Raw genomic sequence first — 17081 nt, 5'->3', positions numbered from 1 at the left:
CGGAGCGTGTGACATAAACGCGTCGCGAGGGGAGGCCCGGCGCCACCGGCGTGACGCCGGGCCTGATTCCCACGCTGTCGCTCTCGATCTAGAACTTGATGTTCACGTCGAGCTGCACCTCGTTGGCCGCGTTGTAAGGGGCGATGCCCCCCGCGCTGGTGGCGCGTCCGCCGTAGAGATTGTCGTCGAGGTTCCAGGTGATGTAGCCGGTGGCATTCAGGACCACGAAATCGGTGAGCGCATAGGCCAGGCCGATTTTGAAGCCACGCGTGTTCAACGCACTCAACCCAAAGTCCGAGTCGTTCAGATTGGGATCGATGGAAGCGATGCCCACCTCGCGGTAGTTGATGTAGGCCTGCCAGTCGCCCTTCTTCTTGGTCTCACCCAGCTGCAGGCCGACGAGCCAGGACAGTCCGTCGCGCGTCTTGTAGGGACGGCTGCCAAAGTCCTTGAGCTCGTAGACGTTGTCGAAGCGATCGCGGCCGCTCAAGTTATAGGCCACATCCCAGTAGAGCTTCGTCTTGATCCCTCCGAGCTTGAAGGAAATGTCACCCGGCGCGGTGAGAATGTGCAGCGCGCGGGTCTCACCAGTGATGCCCGGCAAGGTGACATTGTTCGTCGTCGAAACGGTCTGCTTCTGCGTGGTCTGAACGCTGGTGGTGGTTTGATTGGCCTTGGACGGATCCGTCGCCAGCCCCGAAGCCTTGCCCGTCAGGGTAATCACTCCTCCATTCCGTCCGGATGCCGCGGTCGAGGTAATCGTCCGCGGTCCGCTGACCGTGGCCGAACCGACAGTCCGGTTGTTCGGGGTGATCGTCGTTTGCGTGGTCGTGGTCGTGGTCAGCGGGGTGATCGTCTTGGTCGGCACACCCTTCGCGTCATAGGAAATCTGCACCTGGTTCGCATTCTGCACGGTGGTCTGCACCGCCGTTGTCCCGCTGCTGATCGCGCCCGCGTCCGTAAACGGAAGCGAATCGAGCGCCCCCGACACATGGCCGGCCGATTCCACGAGGAAACCAGGCGCGAAAGTGACGCTGGTATCCTTGTTGAAATTGTATTTCACGATGAGCTGCTCATCGAAGATCCACGGGTCGCTGCTGAGGTCGCCAGTATTGCTGAACTCGTTGTTGTCGCCGAAAATGAACTGACCGGCGACCAGCGTGGCTTCCCACGGAGAAACATGCGTCGGCACGGAGATGCCGTCCTTGCCATCCGGCCCCGCTGAACCGCCAAAGAGCGGCATCTTGTGTAACGCAATCGTCTCGGTCAGGCCCGCCGGATTGATGTCCGGATCCCAGACCAGATCGGTGGTGTAAAACGGATTGGCCTGTTTGCCCGCAATGATCTTCAGCCAGTCGTTTTGGTAGCCGAGGAAGGCGCGGGAGATGAAGATGGAATCGTTGTTGAAGCCGTTGCTGTAAGTTTGGTTGCCCGAGTCGGCGGCCTGCCCGGTCTGCAACTGCACGCCCGCGAACCAATCATTCCCGAGTTGCCAGTCGGCATTGAGCCGCAACCGATAGCGCCAGCGTGACTGCTGGCTCACATTGTTGCCGTCCGGAATTTGCTGCTGTGAATCATTGTACTGCCAGCGCAGGCGCAGGTCGCCGTAGAGCCGCAATTGCGTGACCGAGTTGCTCAGAGCGATCTTGCCGATCTGGGATTGGGCAGCGTCCTGCTGGATTTCCGTGCGGACTTCATCCGCGTCCTTGCTGCTGAGGATGCCCTTTTGCACGAGCTTGTCGATGAGCGCGCCGGAATCCTGGGCGCGGGAGAGCGAGGCGGTGGCGACCAGAGCAGTCGCGACGATGGCAAGACCGAAACCGGTGGGCAGGTGGCGCAGGCCGGCGCTGCGCTGAGAAATGTTTTGCGTCATGTTTCCTTGGAAGACAAAGACCGCCGCCGGAGGTCCGGTGGCGCGGCCCGAAGTGGGTGCGTAAGGTCAATGCCTCCACGGAAATGGTGGGCAAAACGAAGCCCGCGAAACGCAGGCGTTTTTCTTATCTACTTAGTCGGTATACTTTACAAGCGCTATTTTTTCCCGGGCGCTTTTCCCCTGGCCTTCGGCCGCGCCGGCGGACGCGTTCCCTTGTCCGACTTCGACTCCTCCAGTTCGGCGAGAAATCCGCCGAGCGGAAAGTCATCCACAAAGCCCGGCTCTCCGCTGCGCGGCGTGGAAGGGCCAAGCAGCTTTTCCACGATGAAAGGGATGGGCACGTTGTCGCGGCGCATTTTGCGCAGCGTGATGTCCACCACGTCACCCAACACGTAGCGATCGAGGATGCGGGCGATGGCGTTGCGCACATCGAGCATGAGCATGCGCAGGCCACAGTGCGCTTCATCCGGGCAGCTGCAACGCTCGTAAGCGGTGACGCTGACGCAGGAAATCGGCGCGAGCGGGCCATCGATGAGGCGGATCACCTGCCCGAGGCTGATCTGCTTCGGCGGCTTGGCGAGGAAGTAGCCGCCGGCCTTCCCCCTCTTTGTCTCGATGTAACCGGCACCGCGCAATTGGGTGAGTATCTGCTCGAGAAATTTCACTGGCAGGCGCTCTTTTTCCACCAACTCTCCGATCTTCAACAGGGGCCGGCCGAGCTCGTAAGCAATGCCGAAGTCGATGAGAGCACGCAGGGCATATTCGCCGCGTTTGGAGAGTTTCATAGGTGGAACAATCGCATACTAAGCAAGTTGGAGGGATTATGGAATCTCCCTCTCAACGAAAATCGTTCCCCTCCGACTTGGGTCTTTTAGTCTTCGTTGAGCCAGCCGTCGCCCACTGGCATGGGATCGGCGTGGCTCATTTCACAAATTCCGCCGCGTTCGCCTTGGTGACCAGGGTCACCGGCACTTTGATTTCCTTGTCCACTGGCTTCCCCGCGAGATGGTCGTAGGCGGCCCCGGCGGCGAGGCTCCCGATCTTTTTCGGGAACTGCGCCGAGGTGCTGTGGATACCGCCGTTGAGAATGAACTGCGCCGCCTCGCGCGATCCGTCCACCGTGACCACGAGGACTTTGCCGCTGCGTCCCGCGGCATCGATGGCGGACACGCAGCCGATGGCGCCGGGATCGTTGATCGGAAAGACCGCATCCAAATCGGGAAAACGTCCCAGCAGATCGCGCATCACGGGGCGAGTGGCCTCGCTGGTGCCCTTGACGTCCTGTCGGGCGATGATGGTGGCGCCAGGGAAACTCTTCGCGAGCACGTCGGTGAAGCCGGCCACGCGATCGACGCAGGCTTTGTTCACGCTGTACTGGAGGATGGCGACCTTCGCCTGCGGCCGCGCATCGCCGAGGGCCTGGGCGGCGAGGCGGCCGGCCGCCACGTTGTCGCTCGCCACCTGCGCGAGCACGAGGTCTGCGTCGGGCACCGGCGCGTCCACGACGATGACGGGAATTTTGGCGTTTCGCGCCGCGATGAGTGTCGCCCGCACGCTTTCCCAGTTCACCGGATTGAGAAAGATGGCCGCGGGCTTCTGCTCAATCACGTCGCTCAAATCGTTCTTTTGCTTGAGGCTGCTGAATTGCGCATCGAGCGTGACCAGACGATCTCCGTGCTCGTCGATCACCTGCTTCAGGCCGTCGTTCAAATCGACAAAAAACGGATTGTTCAGCGTCTGGAACGAGACGGCGAAGAACCGGCTCCCCGCCGCTCCGGCAGTGTCCGGCGCGGGCTTCTTTTCGCAGCCCACCAGCACGATGAGGCTACACAGGAGGAGCCGGCGCAAAAATGGAAACGGCGGGCGGCGGGCGGAAGAAAGAAAGGCGGCGGGCTGTCGGTTCATGGCGTGTCAGCTGTTGGAGGGCATTGCGGAATTCATCGAGTCTCCTTGCGCCGCCACACGTCGCTGCCCACGGCGGCGAGAATGACAGCGCCCTTGACCATATACTGAAAAGAAAAATGCACGCCTGCCTGGTTGAGACCCTTGTCGAGAATGCCGATGATAATCGCGCCGAGCAGCGTGCCCAGCATCGTACCGCGTCCGCCCTTGAAACTCGCTCCCCCTACGGCGGCGGCGGCGATGGCATTGAGCTCGAAGCCCTGGCCGCTGGCCGGTTCCGCACTGTAAAGCTGCGCGGTCTGGATCAGCCCCGCGACTCCCGCCAACGCGCCACAGAGCACATAGGCGATGACTTCCACGCGTGCGACGCCGATGCCGGTGAAACGCGCCGCCTCGCGGCTGCCGCCCATCGCGTAGAGATGCTGGCCGTAGCGCGTGCGGTGCAGCAGCCCGCTGCCCAGGACAAAGAGCGCGCCCATGAAAATGGCCGGCAGCGGCACTCCGGCGCAGCGGCTATTACCGAGAGCGAGAAAGGTTTCCTGGGTGAGCGCGATGCTCATCGGGCGGCCCTCGTTGAAGCGTAGCGCGCAACCGCGCGCGACGAGCATGGTGGCCAGCGTCACGATGAACGGTGGAATCCGCGTCCGAGCCGTCACCAGCCCGTTCCCCAGACCGAAGAGCGCGCCCACGCCAATGCCCGCAGCCAGCGCGGCGATGAATCCACCCGCCGGCAGGATCGCGGCGGCGGCCGTCCCGCCCAGCGCCAGCAGGGCACCCACGGAGAGATCGATTCCGCCGGAAAGAATCACCAGCGTCATTCCGAAGGCGAGGATGGCATTCACGGAAATCTGCTGGGCGAGATCGAGCAGATTGCTGCCGCTGAGAAAGGCGGGCGCCAGCGCACGGAAAATCGCCAGCAGGAGCACGGCGGCGCCGAGCAGCGGGAGGATGGCTTTGCAATTTTTCATGCGGTGGCGGTCAGTTCGGCAAGCAGCGTTTCCTGGTCGAAGTCCCGCGCCGCGCCCGTGCGGCGGATGCGCCCCTCGCGATACACCGCGATGCGATGGGAAAAATCCAGCACCTCATCGAGATCGGACGAAATGAGCAGCACGGCCATGCCCTGCTCGACGAGCGCGCGCACGACCCCGAACAAATCGGCCCGCGCACCCACATCCACGCCGCGCGTGGGCTCATCGAGGATGAGCACGCGCGGGCGGCTCTCCAGCCAGCGCCCGACCAGGACTTTTTGTTGGTTGCCGCCGGAGAGCGTGCTGACGGCCGCGTCCGCGTTCGCGCATTTGACCGCGAAGGCAGAGAGCGCGCGCTGGACGATGGCCCGGCGGAGCGCGTGATCCAGCGAGCCCCGGCGCAGCCACCGCGCGGTCCACGGCAAGGCCGCGTTGAAGGCCACGCTCTGGTCCATGATCAAGCCCTCGAGCTCGCGGTCTTCCGGGACGAGCACGAGACCCGCGGCGAGGGCGGCAGCGGGCGACGGATGCGGCAGCGCCCGGCCGCCGATCTCGATCTCGCCGGCCTCCAGCGCATCCACTCCGAAAAGCGCCCGCGCCAGTTCGGTGCGGCCGGCGCCGACCAGCCCGGCGAGCCCAAGCACCTCGCCCTCGCGCAACTCGAAACTCACGTCCCGCACGCGCGCGTTGCGCAGATGCACCGCGCGCAAAACCACGCCGCCCGCCGCCGCCATCGCCGGTCGCTGCGCGACCTCCGCGACTGCACGGCCCGCCATCCACTTCACCAGCGCCGCCGCGTCGAGATGCGCCGCATCCTGCGTGCCGATGCTCCGGCCGTCGCGCAGGACCGTGATGCGATCCGCCAGGCGGCTGATTTCGCCGAGCCGGTGCGAGATGTAAATGATCCCCACGCCCTGGGCGCGCAGCGCCTCCAGTTTGCGGAACAGCGCCGCGGACTCGGCGGCGGTGAGCGAGGTCGTCGGCTCATCGAGCACGAGGATGCGCGCGGCGGCGGACAGCGCACGCGCGATTTCCACGAGCTGCCGCAGCGCCATCGGCAGCGTCTCCACGCGCACGGTAACATCGGCCAGTTCATCAAAACCCAGCGAACGCATCAGCGATGCCGCGGCGCGCTCCATGGCGCGCCGGTCGAGCAGGCCGAGCCGCACCGGTTCGCGGCCAAGAAATAAATTTTCGGCCACGCTCAAGTTCGGCGCAAGCGATAGCTCCTGGTGGATGACGCGGACACCGAGCCGCATCGCATCCGCCGGACTGCTGATCGGCGTGCACCTCCCGTCCATCCAGATTTCTCCCACATCCGGCGTGTGGATGCCGGCCAGCGTCTTGATGAGGGTGGATTTCCCCGCGCCATTCACACCCAGCAGCGCATGAATCTCGCCCGCCCGCAGGTCGAAGCTCACGCCGCTGAGTGCCCATACGCCGCCAAAAGACTTCGCGATATCGCGGAATTCCAGCAGCGTGACCGGGGGGGACGGTTCGGCGTTCATGCGATCACTATATGCAGAGATGGCTTCACGCCGGGAAGTGTTCGCAGCGGCGGGGACATCCAGCGCGAGCGCTTCCGCCCGTGCCTGCTCGAATGAACCGGCGGGAGCCTGCGTGTTCGTAGGCTGTTTTTCGAATTCACTCGATGATGATTTGATCCGCGGGAACCTGCAGACTGATTGCCGCGCCGTAGCCCAGCCCTTCGATCCACGGCAGGATCATTTCCAGAACATCGGGTTCCGGGAAGTGCTTAGGTTTGGTCTCCGGATGCGGATAGTAGATGAGGCCCGCGACCGGCGGCGCATTGTCGCGGAGAAGCCGGCAATCAAAGAATGAAAAGTCTTCCGCCGGATCGGTCGGATGCCATTTCACCTGCCGGAAGGTATGGCGCGCCCGCCCTGTCCGGAAGTGCCGCGGCGCGATTTTGGCATTCACCGTGCCGGGGTGGAAGCAGCCGAGATCCAGGCCGAGCGTGCGGAAGTGCGGCGTCTGCATCCGCAGCGTGCCGCCGGGAAAACACGGGTCGCCGTTCGATCCCGAGGCGAGGCGGAAGCCGGGGACGATGCGCGCGGGGATGGTCTGCCAGGAAGCGGTGTTCATAGGGGTGTGTTCAGCGGTCACGCTGCGGCCACGCCCATCGCATGGCGATGACGAACATGACAGCTTCAATAAAATCTGTCAGAACTACTTTTCACCTGTTACTGACTGCATTTGCGCCATGAATGCCCCCTCGAAACACCAGACCGTCTCCCGCCAACTCGCGAGTGAGATCACCGCGGGCAAGTTCAATCGCTCGGGCCGGCTGCCCAGCGAGGCGCAGCTTGTAAAGCGCTTCGGCGTCTCGCGGCCCACCATCGGGCGCGCGCTCCGCGATCTCCAGGAGCAGTGTCTCATTGAGCGCCGCGCGGGCTCCGGCACCTACCTCCGCTCCGGGCCGGCCCCGGGCAAGGCGGCGCGCCCCACCGCATTGCAGCTCGGCCTCATCGTACCCAGCCTGCGGCGCACGGAAATTTTCGAGTCCATTTGCAGCACCCTCGCCAGCCTTGCCCGGCAGCACGACTGCGGACTCTGGTGGAGCGGCAGCACCCAGCCCGCTGGCGTGGATTCGGATATGAGCGTGGAAGAGGCGGAGGCGCTCTGCGGCCAATTCATCGAACGCGACGTAGCGGGTGTTTTCTTTGCCCCGTTCGAGCACCGCGCCGACCGAGAGGACGCGAACCGCCGCATCATCGACCGCCTGCGCACGGCGGGCATCCCCGTCGTGCTGCTGGACCGCGACATCGGCCCCTTCCCAAACCGCAGCCCGCTCGACCTCGTCGGCATCGACAATTTCGCCGGCGGCTTTCTGCTGGCCGAGCACCTCATCAAGCTGGGTGCGCGTCGCCTGGCCTACATCACGCGACCGCTGAGCGCATCGACGGTGGATGCCCGAATCGCCGGCGCGCGCACCGCGATGCTCGCGCACGGCCTGGAGAATCCGCGGGCCTTCGTTTTTACCGGCGATCCGGCGGACGCCAAATTTGTCCGCACCTTCACGCAGCCGCGCACCTGCGACGCGCTCCTCTGCGCCAGCGACCAGGTCTCCGCGCTATTGCTGCAAACGCTCAGCCGCCTGCGGATTTCCGTGCCAAAAGACGTGCGCCTCGTCGGCTTTGACGACGTGCGATTCGCCAGCCTGCTCACCGTGCCGCTGACCACGATGGAACAACCCTGCCCCGACCTCGCACTCACCGCCTTCCGCGCCATGCTGGAACGAATCGCCGACCCCATGCTTCCCGCGCGCACGCTGCTCCTGACCCCACGCCTGGTGGTCCGCGAATCGTGCGGCGCTTATCAAGGCACACGCGGTAAGTGACGGATACGGGTTTTCGGAAATGACGATGCCCGATGCTACAGATGGAAGCGCGCCTTCGTGGCATCTTCGCTGAACATCTTCACCGTCTCCAGCGAGAGTGCGGCGAGATCCATGCCGCAGAACTTTCGGGCCTTCCCCAGAATGTCATGCGGCGCGGTGACGATGTCGCACCCACACTCCTCCGCTTGAAAAATGTTCAGAACTTCGCGCACGCTGGCCCAGAGCAGTTCCGCCCTGGGGCGGGCTTCCAGAAGCGCGCGACAGGCTCGCATCAGCGGCATCGGATCACGGCCTGTGTCGGCAATCCGCCCGGCAAAAACCGACACTACCGCGGCGATCGCGGCATCCAGGGCGTCCGCCACGTCGCGCACCTGGCCGATGGTCAGGATGGCGGTGACATTCAACTTCACGCCCTCCTTCGACAGTTCGCGGATCAACGGAATCGAGCTCTCCCCGCGCGAATTGCTGACCGGGATCTTGACGTAGACGTTGTCCTGCCAGTCACGAATCCTCAGCGCCTGCCTCCGCATTTCGGGAAACTCGTCGGAGAACACTTCGAATGAAATTGGCTTGGTGCGGATGAACGTCAGGACGTCCTTCGCAAACGCTTCATAGTCGGCGATGCCCGCCTTGACCATCAGCGTTGGATTGGTGGTGAGCCCTTGAATCAGCGGATCATCGTTGAGGGCCAGCATCCCCTCCTTGTCGGCGCCGTCCGCATAGATTTTCACATTGAGGTCGTTCATAGCGCCGATGTTCCCGCGCGCCTCTCATGGCTTGCAACGACGAACATGACAACTGCCACCAAAGCTGACAGCACCACCTGAAACTTGCTACTGACAGAACAAACCCGCGTTGATGGACGCTCGGACGATTCCATTTCCGCCACTCCAACCAGTTTTTTTCCAGCTTCCCGTTTTTTGTGAAGATCGCGAAGGACGCTTGAACCAATAGGAAATCTACGTGAAGAAGGTGACAGGCGGATGATGAAGGGAAATTTTACTTATATCATCCTTGAAAAGCGACCGCCGCTTAAAGCGGGTCACTACTTACTTTCGGGTGCCGGTAAAGGGTCGTTTGTGAGACGCAGAAGAAGTGAGGGTCATAAACTGGCGCGGACGGCTTCTTTTGAAACGTTGTCGATCATCGAGCCTGCGTGTTCGCAGATTCACGCGGCCGCTCCAGATAGACTTTGCTTTGCCTTTCCGATGGGGACAGTGCTTTAGTCGAAGCCGAGTTATGAAAATTTTCGCTCGCACCACGGGTAAGCATATCAGGGTGGGTGGCGACCATCATTCTGGTTGGATTTCCCAACGAAGCCCATCGCCTGCATGAATACGGTACGCAATTTTTTAATCCTGCTACTGGTTGCTGGCGTATCCTTCACCAACGCATCTGAATCCGCGAACCTCTTTACTCGGCTAGGCACATATTCACTAACACCAGACACGGAGTTGCGCCTATTTCTCAACGGGAACGGCGAAGTCTCCTACACCATCAAGACAGCAACGTCCCTAAAAGACGGCTCAAGGTCTATTGCCATCACCTCCTCAACCCGCGCGCAGCGCGACAAGCCATTCGTGTTCTTCTGGCACAATGATTCTCATCATCTTTGGTGGGCCACGTCGGACTATCTCGAGTTCATCGACTGGCGGAATCCGTCTTCCGCCAAGAGTACCATTTGCGACCGCCCTAGCGGACTCCGCCTCACCAGCATCCCTCACGCATTTCGTGAGACGGTCGAGAAAACTTTTCCGCAGGCGATAGAGCGATAGTGACCATGTCAGCACGAAATAGGGTCACAGCACGAAATTGCAAAATAGGGTTCAGGGGAAGGGTCTATGGGCAATCGCCGTTACAGCCATGCCTTGGCCTACCCTCCCGAAAACAACAGAACCCACAACAAACCGAATAGGAAAACGCGGCGATTCACAGCAATTGCCCTTTTAGCGGCCGGGGCGCGGCGTTCGGAAGGTCACGATGGTTTCTACGCCTCGTCGTAGAGCCAAGCGACGCTGACCTTCAATGCCTTTGCGATGTTGGAGCGCGGGAGGGAGACCGGCCAGGAGGAAGAGCTCGGAGCGTGGTGGCGGCACGAGTTGGAGCGCCTGGAGGAGAAGAAAGCGCAGGAATAGAGGCTCGCCACAATACGGCGCTTCGGCTATTGACCGGGCATGAAACGGAGAGTGGCAGAATTCACCTTATGGCTGATCTGGAATGTTTGCGTGATCGCCATCAACCGGTATTTCCATCCTGCTTACTCAGTAGATGAATTCATCAAGGCTCATGCAGTTATAATCCTGCTCTATTTCTCTGCGGGAAATGTTCTTTATTGGGCTACAGGAGGAATCGGGCGCGGATCATTGGCCCACAAATTTCTCTGCTACTTTGCAGTCATGTTCTTCTTCGTCGCTGCTGTTTCAGTGATTAACGAGATGTCCAGTCGGGCAGATCCCAAGAGCCAACACCAAAACTAGGGGTTGCTTTACCGCCGGCGCTGGGAACTCGAATGCGCGAGGAGCACATCCCCCCTGAGTCGCGCTACTGCCTGAGCCTCATTTTGTTCGACCTGATGACACGCTCGCCGCACACCATCGGCGAGGGTGGCGAATGACCCTGAGGAGCTTTTTTACCTGGTCCCGAAGGAGCTCGCCCCGAAATGGTTCGAGACCGCCCGCACCATGGCCATCAACGAAACCCGGCTCGAGTTCGGAGCGAGGTAACCAAAAAGTGGCCTCGAAAAAGCGTATCGGGGCGCGCCCTGTCTCGTTTCAGGATTCTCGATCCGCGCGCACAACAGAGTAATCACAGCGTCATCGCGCGCCATATCACATACCAGTGGCTGGCCGACTAGGAATTGAACCTAGACTAAGGGCTTCAAAGACCCCTGTGCTACCACTACACCATCGGCCAACGAACTGAAGATGCCCGCGCCCGAAGGCGCGGAGCCGGGAAAGCTACGAATTCGCGCGGATTGCGCAATGCCAATTTGAGGGCAAATGCACGAATGGGCGAATGGGTGAAACGGAGAATGGGGGATCAAGTCCTTCTCCCATTCTCCCTCTCCCCCCTTTCTCCCATTCCGATTTCGGCCGCTTACCGGTGCACCAGGCTCTTCCCTGTCATCTCCGCGGGCTGCTGGAGGCCGAGCAGGGCAAGGAGCGAGGGCGCGACATCGGCGAGGATACCGCTGTCGAGCTTGGCCTTTTCCCCCTCTTTGGCGACGTAGATGAATTGCACCAGATTGGTGGTGTGGGCGGTATTGGGCGAGCCGTCCGGATTGCGCATAAGTTCGCAATTACCGTGGTCGGCAGTGAGGAGGAGCTGGCCGTCAAGAGACAGCGTCTTCTCGACCACCTGGCGCACGCAATCGTCGATCGTTTCCACGGCCTTGATGCCCGCCTCGACGACGCCGGTGTGGCCGACCATGTCGGGGTTGGCGAAATTGAGGATGACGAGGTCGTAGTTGGGTAGTGCCTCGAGGACTTTTTCGGTCACTTCCGGCGCGCTCATCTGCGGCTTGTAATCGTAGGTCGGCACGTCCTTGGGCGACGGCACGATGGTGCGGTCTTCGCCGGGGAACGGTTCCTCGACGCCGCCATTGAAGAAGAAGGTCACGTGCGGATATTTCTCCGTCTCGGCGATGCGGAGTTGCTTGAGGCCCGCGGCACTGACGACTTCGCCGAGGATGTTCTTCAACGATTGCGGCGCGAAGACCACGGGCACGCCGTAGGTCTCGTCATACTCGGTGAGCGTGACGTAGTGGACGGCCGGGGTGACTTCGCGGTCGAAGCCGTTGAAGTCCTTTTTCAAAAAGGCCAGGGAGAGCTGCCGCGCGCGGTCGGCGCGGAAGTTGAACCACACGATGACATCGCCATCGCGGATGCGTTGTTCATTGGCATGCGAGAAGATAATCGGCGTGAGGAATTCGTCGCCGCGCGGTTCCTTGGCGTAAGCCTCGGAGACCGCCTCGCTCGGCGTCTTGTCCGATACCGGGCCGCGCCCGAGCACGATTGCGTCCCACGCGAGCTTGTTCCGCTCCCAGCGCTTGTCGCGATCCATCGCGTAATAGCGACCGATCACCGTGGCGATCCTGGCGCCCGACGGTTCGAGGCCTTTCTGCACCTCGGCGAGAAATCCCGCGCCGCCGGTGGGCGAGGTGTCACGGCCATCGGTGATGGCATGCACGAGGATGTCGTCGACGCCGGCGTCGTGCGCCGCTTTGGCCAGGGCGATGAGATGATCCTGATGCGAATGCACCCCGCCATCGCTGACCAATCCGAGAAAATGCAAGCGGTGTCCCTTGGCCTTGGCGAAGGCTTCGATGAGTACCGGATTCTTGGCGAGCTCGCCGTCCTTGATTGCTTTGTTAATGCGCGTGAGATCCTGGTAGACGATGCGGCCCGCCCCGAGGTTGAGATGGCCGACTTCGCTATTACCCATTTGCCCATCGGGCAGGCCCACGTCCATGCCGCTCGCGCTCAGCGTGCTCTGCGGATAGGTGGCGTAAAGATAATCGTGGAAAGGAGTCCTGGCGAGCAACGTGGCGTCACCGTTTTCCTGGGCTTTGGCCCGACCGCCGGGATTGATTCCCCAGCCGTCACGAATAATAAGAACAACAGGCTTTTTCGGCATGGCGGGCGTAGGGAAGCACCGAATGGGCACCCGGCCAAGTACGGAGTTGTTTGTAGTCTCCACTTGTTTTGTCGGCGCCTTGCAGCAACCTCTCAATCCAGCCTAAAAAGACGGCGCGTCCAATTGCCGCGCGAACGTCTCGAGCATGGCGTGCTCGGCGGCTTCGTCGAAGGGGAGACCGTTGATCAATGCAAGGCTGGCACTTCGACGCAGGGCGTGGGCGGCTTCGCGGCGATAGGCGGCGGCGATCGCCGCGTGGAAGGCGACGTCCTTCGCCAGGCCTTCGGCGGCGAGTTGAGCGAAAAGCTCGTGCGCGATTTCTCCGGCCATGCCGGCGAGCGCTGTCGTCGCGGGCTGGTGTTTGTGATCGTAACCGGCGCCGCCATCGACCTGGCACACTTCGCGCGGATCGATCCGGCGGAAAATTTCGCAGAGCTGGCCGATCTCCAGCCCCCATCCGGAACTCATCGGCAATTGCATCGCCAACTCCCGGGTCAACGCCACTTCGCCCGCCAGCGGATAGCGGAAGCTGAGCAGAAAATCGACGAGCGGGAGATGTCCCGCCACACGCACCACGGCGTGGAGCAGCGGCGCGAGAAACAAGCGTGAGACACGACCGTAAAGACGATCTGTAACCCGCGAGTAATACATCTTCGCGAAGCGGTAACCGAGTTGCGGATGCGCCACGGCGTAGCAGAGCCGGGCGAGATCGACGCGCCGGAAGCTGGCTACGTCGCAATCCTGCGTGGCGAAGATCGCGCACTCCCCGGCCCTCGCCAGATACTCGAAAGCCACGCGCACATTGCGGCCTTTGCCCGCGGGCTGATCGGCGCCCGGCTCATTGTGCAGCAGCGTGGTCTTTTGCGGCAACACCGCGAGGCGTTCCGGCAAGGCTTGTAAAGTCGCGGGCGCGACGTCGTTCACGCTGAAGACGATCTCGCGGAGGAACCGGGCGTCGCGCAGTTCCTCGAGCATCCGCCCGAAGACCGGCTGCTCCAGATCGCGGCCATGACACGGCAACACCAGAGCGATCGGCCGCTCGCCAGCCAGTTCGACCAGCTCCGTTTCCACCCGCGCAATGTGCGCGTCATTCAGCCGCTGCAACGTGCAGATGAGACCGGCCTGGGCGAAGTCGCTCACGACCGGCTACGGGCTCTCCAGCGGGTCTTCGTCCTCTACTTCTTCCTCGATCTCCTCCTTCATCTTGCGCGAGAGGAAGGGCCGGAGGAAACCGTAGAGCAGATAGCTGATGAAGATGACCGCCGGCATCCACTGGTAGTAGGCCACGGTCACAGCGAGGACGAAGGCGATAACGATGAATTTCGGCAGACTACGGGTCGTGCGCCAGTTGATCGCCTTGAAGCTGGGATACTTGAATCCGCTGAACATCATCCAGGCGAGGAAGAGCATCAGTGGCGGCAGAACCCATTTGCCCTGGCCGATCTCGCGGCCTCTTTCATCGATCCACAGCAGGAACAGGGTAATGGAGGCGATGACGCCGGCTGCCGCGGGAATCGGGAAGCCGCGGAATTCCTTGTTCGCCGAGGCGGAATCCTCGCTGGCGAGGCAGTTGAAACGGGCCAGACGGAGCGCGCCGCAGATGAGATACACCGACGCGATGAGCCAGCCGACATTTGGGAATTCGTGCAGCACGATGCGATAGACCATCAGCGCCGGCGCCACCCCAAAGGAGACGATATCGGCCAGAGAATCGAATTCCCGGCCAAAAGGGCTCTCGTGCCCGCCTAAACGGGCCAGACGGCCATCCAGCGCATCGAAAATGCACGAAGCCAGAATGCACCAGATGGCGAAGTGAAATTTGTCCGCCGCCGCTTTGTCCGCCGCCGTGATCGCCTCTCCCATCCCCGGAAGCGCACTGGCCTGAATCAAGGCCCCTTCGAGAATCTTGAGCGTGGCGGCAAAGCCGCAGAAAAGATTTCCCGCCGTCATCAGATTCGGCAGGAGATAGATTTTCGGGCCGGTGCTTTCGCTCATGGAAATGTCTTTAGGCCAATCGGGCGATGATGCTCTGGGCGCCGGACACCCGGTCACCGACCTTGACTTCGACGGTCGCGGTCATCGGCAAATATATCTCCGTGCGCGAGCCGAAGCGAATCATTCCAAAGCGGAATCCCTTCTCCACGGTATCGCCCACCTTCGACCACGGGACGATCCGCCGGGCAATGGCCCCGGTGATCTGGCGAATGACCAACGTCGCCTTCGCACCTTCAATCGCCCAGGTCAGCGCCTCGTTTTTCACCGAGCACTCGGGATTGCGGGCGTCGAGATAGAGCCCTGGGTGATGCTGGAGGTAGGTCACCTTGCCGGCAATGGGCGCCTTGTTCACGTGGACATCGAAGACCGAAAGGAAAATGCCCACGCGCCGGCAACGGGTCTTCAGGACTTCGTCTTCTTCGATCTCGACGATATCCGCCACCACGCCATCCGCCGCGGCGACGACCACTTCATCTCCTGCGGGAATTGGACGATCCGGGTCGCGGAAGAAATTGATGCAAAAGAGCAGAAGGAGGACGGAAATGATGTCGAGCCACAGCCAGCCGAGCACGCCACCGATGATGCCGAGAGCGATCACGACCGCGAAAATCCAGCGGCCTTCGAATAGAGTCTGAAAACGCATGAGAGGGCGGGACGGTAACCGGCAGGGCCAGTCCGGTAAAGTGCGCGTTTGTCAGCCGGGCCGGACACCGCTACTTTGTGCCGATATGTCCACCGCCACCACGATTGACCCGCAAATCACCATGCGCGACCTGCTGCAGCTTTACCCGGGCGCGCAGCGGGCGCTTTTCCGCCGCTACCATATCGGTGGATGCGCGAGTTGCGGGTTCCAGCCGGACGAGACGCTGGCGGGGGTGTGTGCGCGGAATGATGCCCTGTCCGTCCCCGAGGTGGTCGAGCACATCCTCACCAGCCACGATCAGGACCAGAAGATGCAAATTTCGGCCACCGAGCTGGCCGAGGCTCTGAAAAACGATCCCGAAGCGAAGCTGGTCGATGTCCGCACTCGTGAGGAATACGACGCCGTGCACGTCGAAGGGGCGATCTTTTTCACCCAGGAGCTCATGCAGGAAATCCTCATGAAAGGCGACCGGCGGGCGCTGCTGGCCGTCATGGATCACCAAGGCACCCGCAGCATGGACGCCGCAGCCTATTTCGTCGGCCATGGCTTCGAGAACGCGAAAAGCGTGCGCGGAGGCATCGATGCCTGGAGCGTGGAAGTTGACAATAACCTGCCCCGCTACGAACTGGAGTAGCCCAAACCCATGAGCGACGACCTTCAACAACGCATCCACGACGCCATCGCCAACCCGAAGAACCTCGGGGAGATGGAGAACGCCGATTCCGTCGGCACGGTCGGCAGTCCCGATTGCGGCGACATGCTCCGGATGTGGGTGAAATTCAAGGAGCAGGACGGCAAGAAGGTCATCGACCGGGCGACGTTCCAGACCTTCGGTTGCGAGACCGCCATCGCCGTGGCCAGCGTGGCCACGGAGCTGATCGCCGGCAAGACCATCGACGAGGCGCTTTCCATGTCCGGCGAGGACCTCTCCGCGCCGCTCGGGGCGCTGCCGCCGATGAAGATTCACTGCGCGCAACTTGTCGAGGGCGCGCTGCGTTCCGCGCTTGCACCGCAGCCCGAAGCTGCCAAACCTGCACCCCCGCCCGCCGAACGGGCCACCACCCTTTTCGATCAACTCAACGCCGCCACCTCGTCCGAGCGCAAGGTGAAGGTCGTTTTGAAAAAGCCCAATTCCTAACCCATGCACGAAAACACTGAGAAAACGCTGCTCCGCGATTGCGCGGCCACCCGCATCCCGAGCGGCGAAACAATCACTTTGGCCAAGGACACGCATGTCTTCATCACCCAGGCCCTTGGCGGCAGCTACACCGTCGCCACGGACCAGGGTCTCGCCCGCATCGCGGACGAAGACGCCGACGCACTCGGCCTCGAACGCGCCGCGAAGAAGGCGGAAGGCGGCGAGAATCCCGACGCCAATGTGCCGGTCGACGAGAAGGCGGTGTGGGATCAACTCCGCACCTGCTACGACCCGGAAATCCCGGTCAATATCGTGGACCTGGGCCTTGTGTATGATTGCGTGATCACGCCGCGCGACAGCAATGGCGCGCGGGTCGACATCAAGATGACGCTGACCGCTCCCGGCTGTGGCATGGGTCCGGTGATCGCCTCCGAAGCAAAGTCGAAAGTGCTCGGCGTGCCGGGCGTCGGCGATGCCGAAGTCGAACTCGTGTGGGACCCACCGTGGAACCAGGCGATGATCAGCGAATCCGGCAAGATGAAGCTTGGGCTGATCTAATCTTGATT

General features: G+C 62.0%; 17 protein-coding genes and 1 tRNA gene. 6 read left to right on the top strand and 12 right to left on the bottom strand.

Features of this window, described 5'->3' with window-relative positions; translation table 11 throughout:
• Window positions 1–88: 88 nt before the first annotated feature.
• The 6 genes from CFE428DRAFT_RS01305 to CFE428DRAFT_RS01280 form a co-directional block, all read right to left on the bottom strand.
• Complete coding sequence (locus tag CFE428DRAFT_RS01305) at window positions 89–1873, bottom strand: putative porin (protein ID WP_006977604.1); 1785 nt, start codon at window positions 1871–1873, stop codon at window positions 89–91.
• A 155-nt stretch (window positions 1874–2028) separates the two neighbouring features.
• Window positions 2029–2658: an RrF2 family transcriptional regulator gene (locus CFE428DRAFT_RS01300; protein ID WP_006977603.1), complete on the bottom strand. Its 630-nt coding sequence runs from the start codon at window positions 2656–2658 to the stop codon at window positions 2029–2031.
• Between the two features lie 136 nt (window positions 2659–2794).
• On the bottom strand, window positions 2795–3778 hold the full coding sequence (locus CFE428DRAFT_RS01295; RefSeq protein WP_006977602.1) for a sugar ABC transporter substrate-binding protein: 984 nt from the start codon (window positions 3776–3778) through the stop codon (window positions 2795–2797).
• A gap of 32 nt (window positions 3779–3810) precedes the next feature.
• Window positions 3811–4743 carry an ABC transporter permease gene (locus tag CFE428DRAFT_RS01290; protein WP_006977601.1) on the bottom strand — a complete coding sequence of 311 codons (933 nt, stop codon included), beginning with the start codon at window positions 4741–4743 and terminating at the stop codon, window positions 3811–3813.
• Window positions 4740–6251 carry a sugar ABC transporter ATP-binding protein gene (locus CFE428DRAFT_RS01285; protein WP_006977600.1) on the bottom strand — a complete coding sequence of 504 codons (1512 nt, stop codon included), beginning with the start codon at window positions 6249–6251 and terminating at the stop codon, window positions 4740–4742. The genes CFE428DRAFT_RS01290 and CFE428DRAFT_RS01285 overlap by 4 nt, the downstream gene beginning before the upstream one ends.
• A 136-nt stretch (window positions 6252–6387) precedes the next feature.
• A complete protein-coding gene (locus tag CFE428DRAFT_RS01280) occupies window positions 6388–6849 on the bottom strand; it encodes a hypothetical protein (RefSeq protein ID WP_006977599.1) in 462 nt (153 codons plus the stop codon).
• A gap of 118 nt (window positions 6850–6967) precedes the next feature.
• On the opposite strand from CFE428DRAFT_RS01280, the gene CFE428DRAFT_RS01275 reads away from it, so the two are divergent.
• Window positions 6968–8104 (top strand): substrate-binding domain-containing protein, encoded by a 1137-nt coding sequence (locus CFE428DRAFT_RS01275; RefSeq protein ID WP_006977598.1) that lies wholly within the window; start codon window positions 6968–6970, stop codon window positions 8102–8104.
• 35 nt (window positions 8105–8139) lie between these two features.
• On the opposite strand, the gene CFE428DRAFT_RS01270 is transcribed toward CFE428DRAFT_RS01275, so the two are convergent.
• Entirely contained in the window at window positions 8140–8850 is a 711-nt protein-coding gene (locus tag CFE428DRAFT_RS01270; RefSeq protein ID WP_006977597.1) for a transaldolase, read from the bottom strand.
• A gap of 585 nt (window positions 8851–9435) precedes the next feature.
• Between CFE428DRAFT_RS01270 and CFE428DRAFT_RS01265 the strand changes: the two genes are divergently transcribed.
• On the top strand, window positions 9436–9879 hold the full coding sequence (locus CFE428DRAFT_RS01265; protein WP_006977596.1) for a hypothetical protein: 444 nt from the start codon (window positions 9436–9438) through the stop codon (window positions 9877–9879).
• 411 nt (window positions 9880–10290) lie between these two features.
• The gene (locus CFE428DRAFT_RS01260) at window positions 10291–10581 is read left to right on the top strand and encodes a hypothetical protein (protein ID WP_131989190.1); all 291 of its coding nucleotides are present in this window, start codon (window positions 10291–10293) and stop codon (window positions 10579–10581) included.
• Between the two features lie 362 nt (window positions 10582–10943).
• On the opposite strand, the gene CFE428DRAFT_RS01255 is transcribed toward CFE428DRAFT_RS01260, so the two are convergent.
• The 5 genes from CFE428DRAFT_RS01255 to CFE428DRAFT_RS01235 form a co-directional block, all read right to left on the bottom strand.
• Window positions 10944–11017: transfer RNA gene (locus CFE428DRAFT_RS01255), tRNA-Gln, on the bottom strand.
• A gap of 183 nt (window positions 11018–11200) precedes the next feature.
• Window positions 11201–12739, bottom strand: a complete 1539-nt coding sequence (gene gpmI / locus CFE428DRAFT_RS01250; protein ID WP_006977592.1) for a 2,3-bisphosphoglycerate-independent phosphoglycerate mutase — start codon at window positions 12737–12739, stop codon at window positions 11201–11203.
• A gap of 102 nt (window positions 12740–12841) precedes the next feature.
• A complete protein-coding gene (locus CFE428DRAFT_RS01245) occupies window positions 12842–13879 on the bottom strand; it encodes a glycosyltransferase family protein (protein ID WP_006977591.1) in 1038 nt (345 codons plus the stop codon).
• A 6-nt stretch (window positions 13880–13885) separates the two neighbouring features.
• Window positions 13886–14734 carry a CDP-diacylglycerol--serine O-phosphatidyltransferase gene (gene pssA / locus CFE428DRAFT_RS01240; protein ID WP_006977590.1) on the bottom strand — a complete coding sequence of 283 codons (849 nt, stop codon included), beginning with the start codon at window positions 14732–14734 and terminating at the stop codon, window positions 13886–13888.
• 10 nt (window positions 14735–14744) lie between these two features.
• The gene (locus CFE428DRAFT_RS01235) at window positions 14745–15377 is read right to left on the bottom strand and encodes a phosphatidylserine decarboxylase family protein (protein WP_006977589.1); all 633 of its coding nucleotides are present in this window, start codon (window positions 15375–15377) and stop codon (window positions 14745–14747) included.
• 85 nt (window positions 15378–15462) lie between these two features.
• Between CFE428DRAFT_RS01235 and CFE428DRAFT_RS01230 the strand changes: the two genes are divergently transcribed.
• The 3 genes from CFE428DRAFT_RS01230 to sufT are packed head-to-tail and all read left to right on the top strand — an operon-like array spanning window position 15463 to window position 17073.
• Window positions 15463–16011 carry a rhodanese-like domain-containing protein gene (locus CFE428DRAFT_RS01230; RefSeq protein ID WP_006977588.1) on the top strand — a complete coding sequence of 183 codons (549 nt, stop codon included), beginning with the start codon at window positions 15463–15465 and terminating at the stop codon, window positions 16009–16011.
• A gap of 9 nt (window positions 16012–16020) precedes the next feature.
• Window positions 16021–16515, top strand: a complete 495-nt coding sequence (locus tag CFE428DRAFT_RS01225; RefSeq protein ID WP_006977587.1) for an iron-sulfur cluster assembly scaffold protein — start codon at window positions 16021–16023, stop codon at window positions 16513–16515.
• A 3-nt stretch (window positions 16516–16518) separates the two neighbouring features.
• Entirely contained in the window at window positions 16519–17073 is a 555-nt protein-coding gene (sufT, locus tag CFE428DRAFT_RS01220; protein ID WP_006977586.1) for a putative Fe-S cluster assembly protein SufT, read from the top strand.
• Window positions 17074–17081: the final 8 nt, after the last annotated feature.

The organism is Chthoniobacter flavus Ellin428, assembly GCF_000173075.1.
Classification (GTDB): Bacteria; Verrucomicrobiota; Verrucomicrobiia; order Chthoniobacterales; family Chthoniobacteraceae; genus Chthoniobacter; species Chthoniobacter flavus.
Note: the sequence above shows the minus strand (reverse complement) of the source record. Positions and strands in the feature narration are given on the sequence as shown.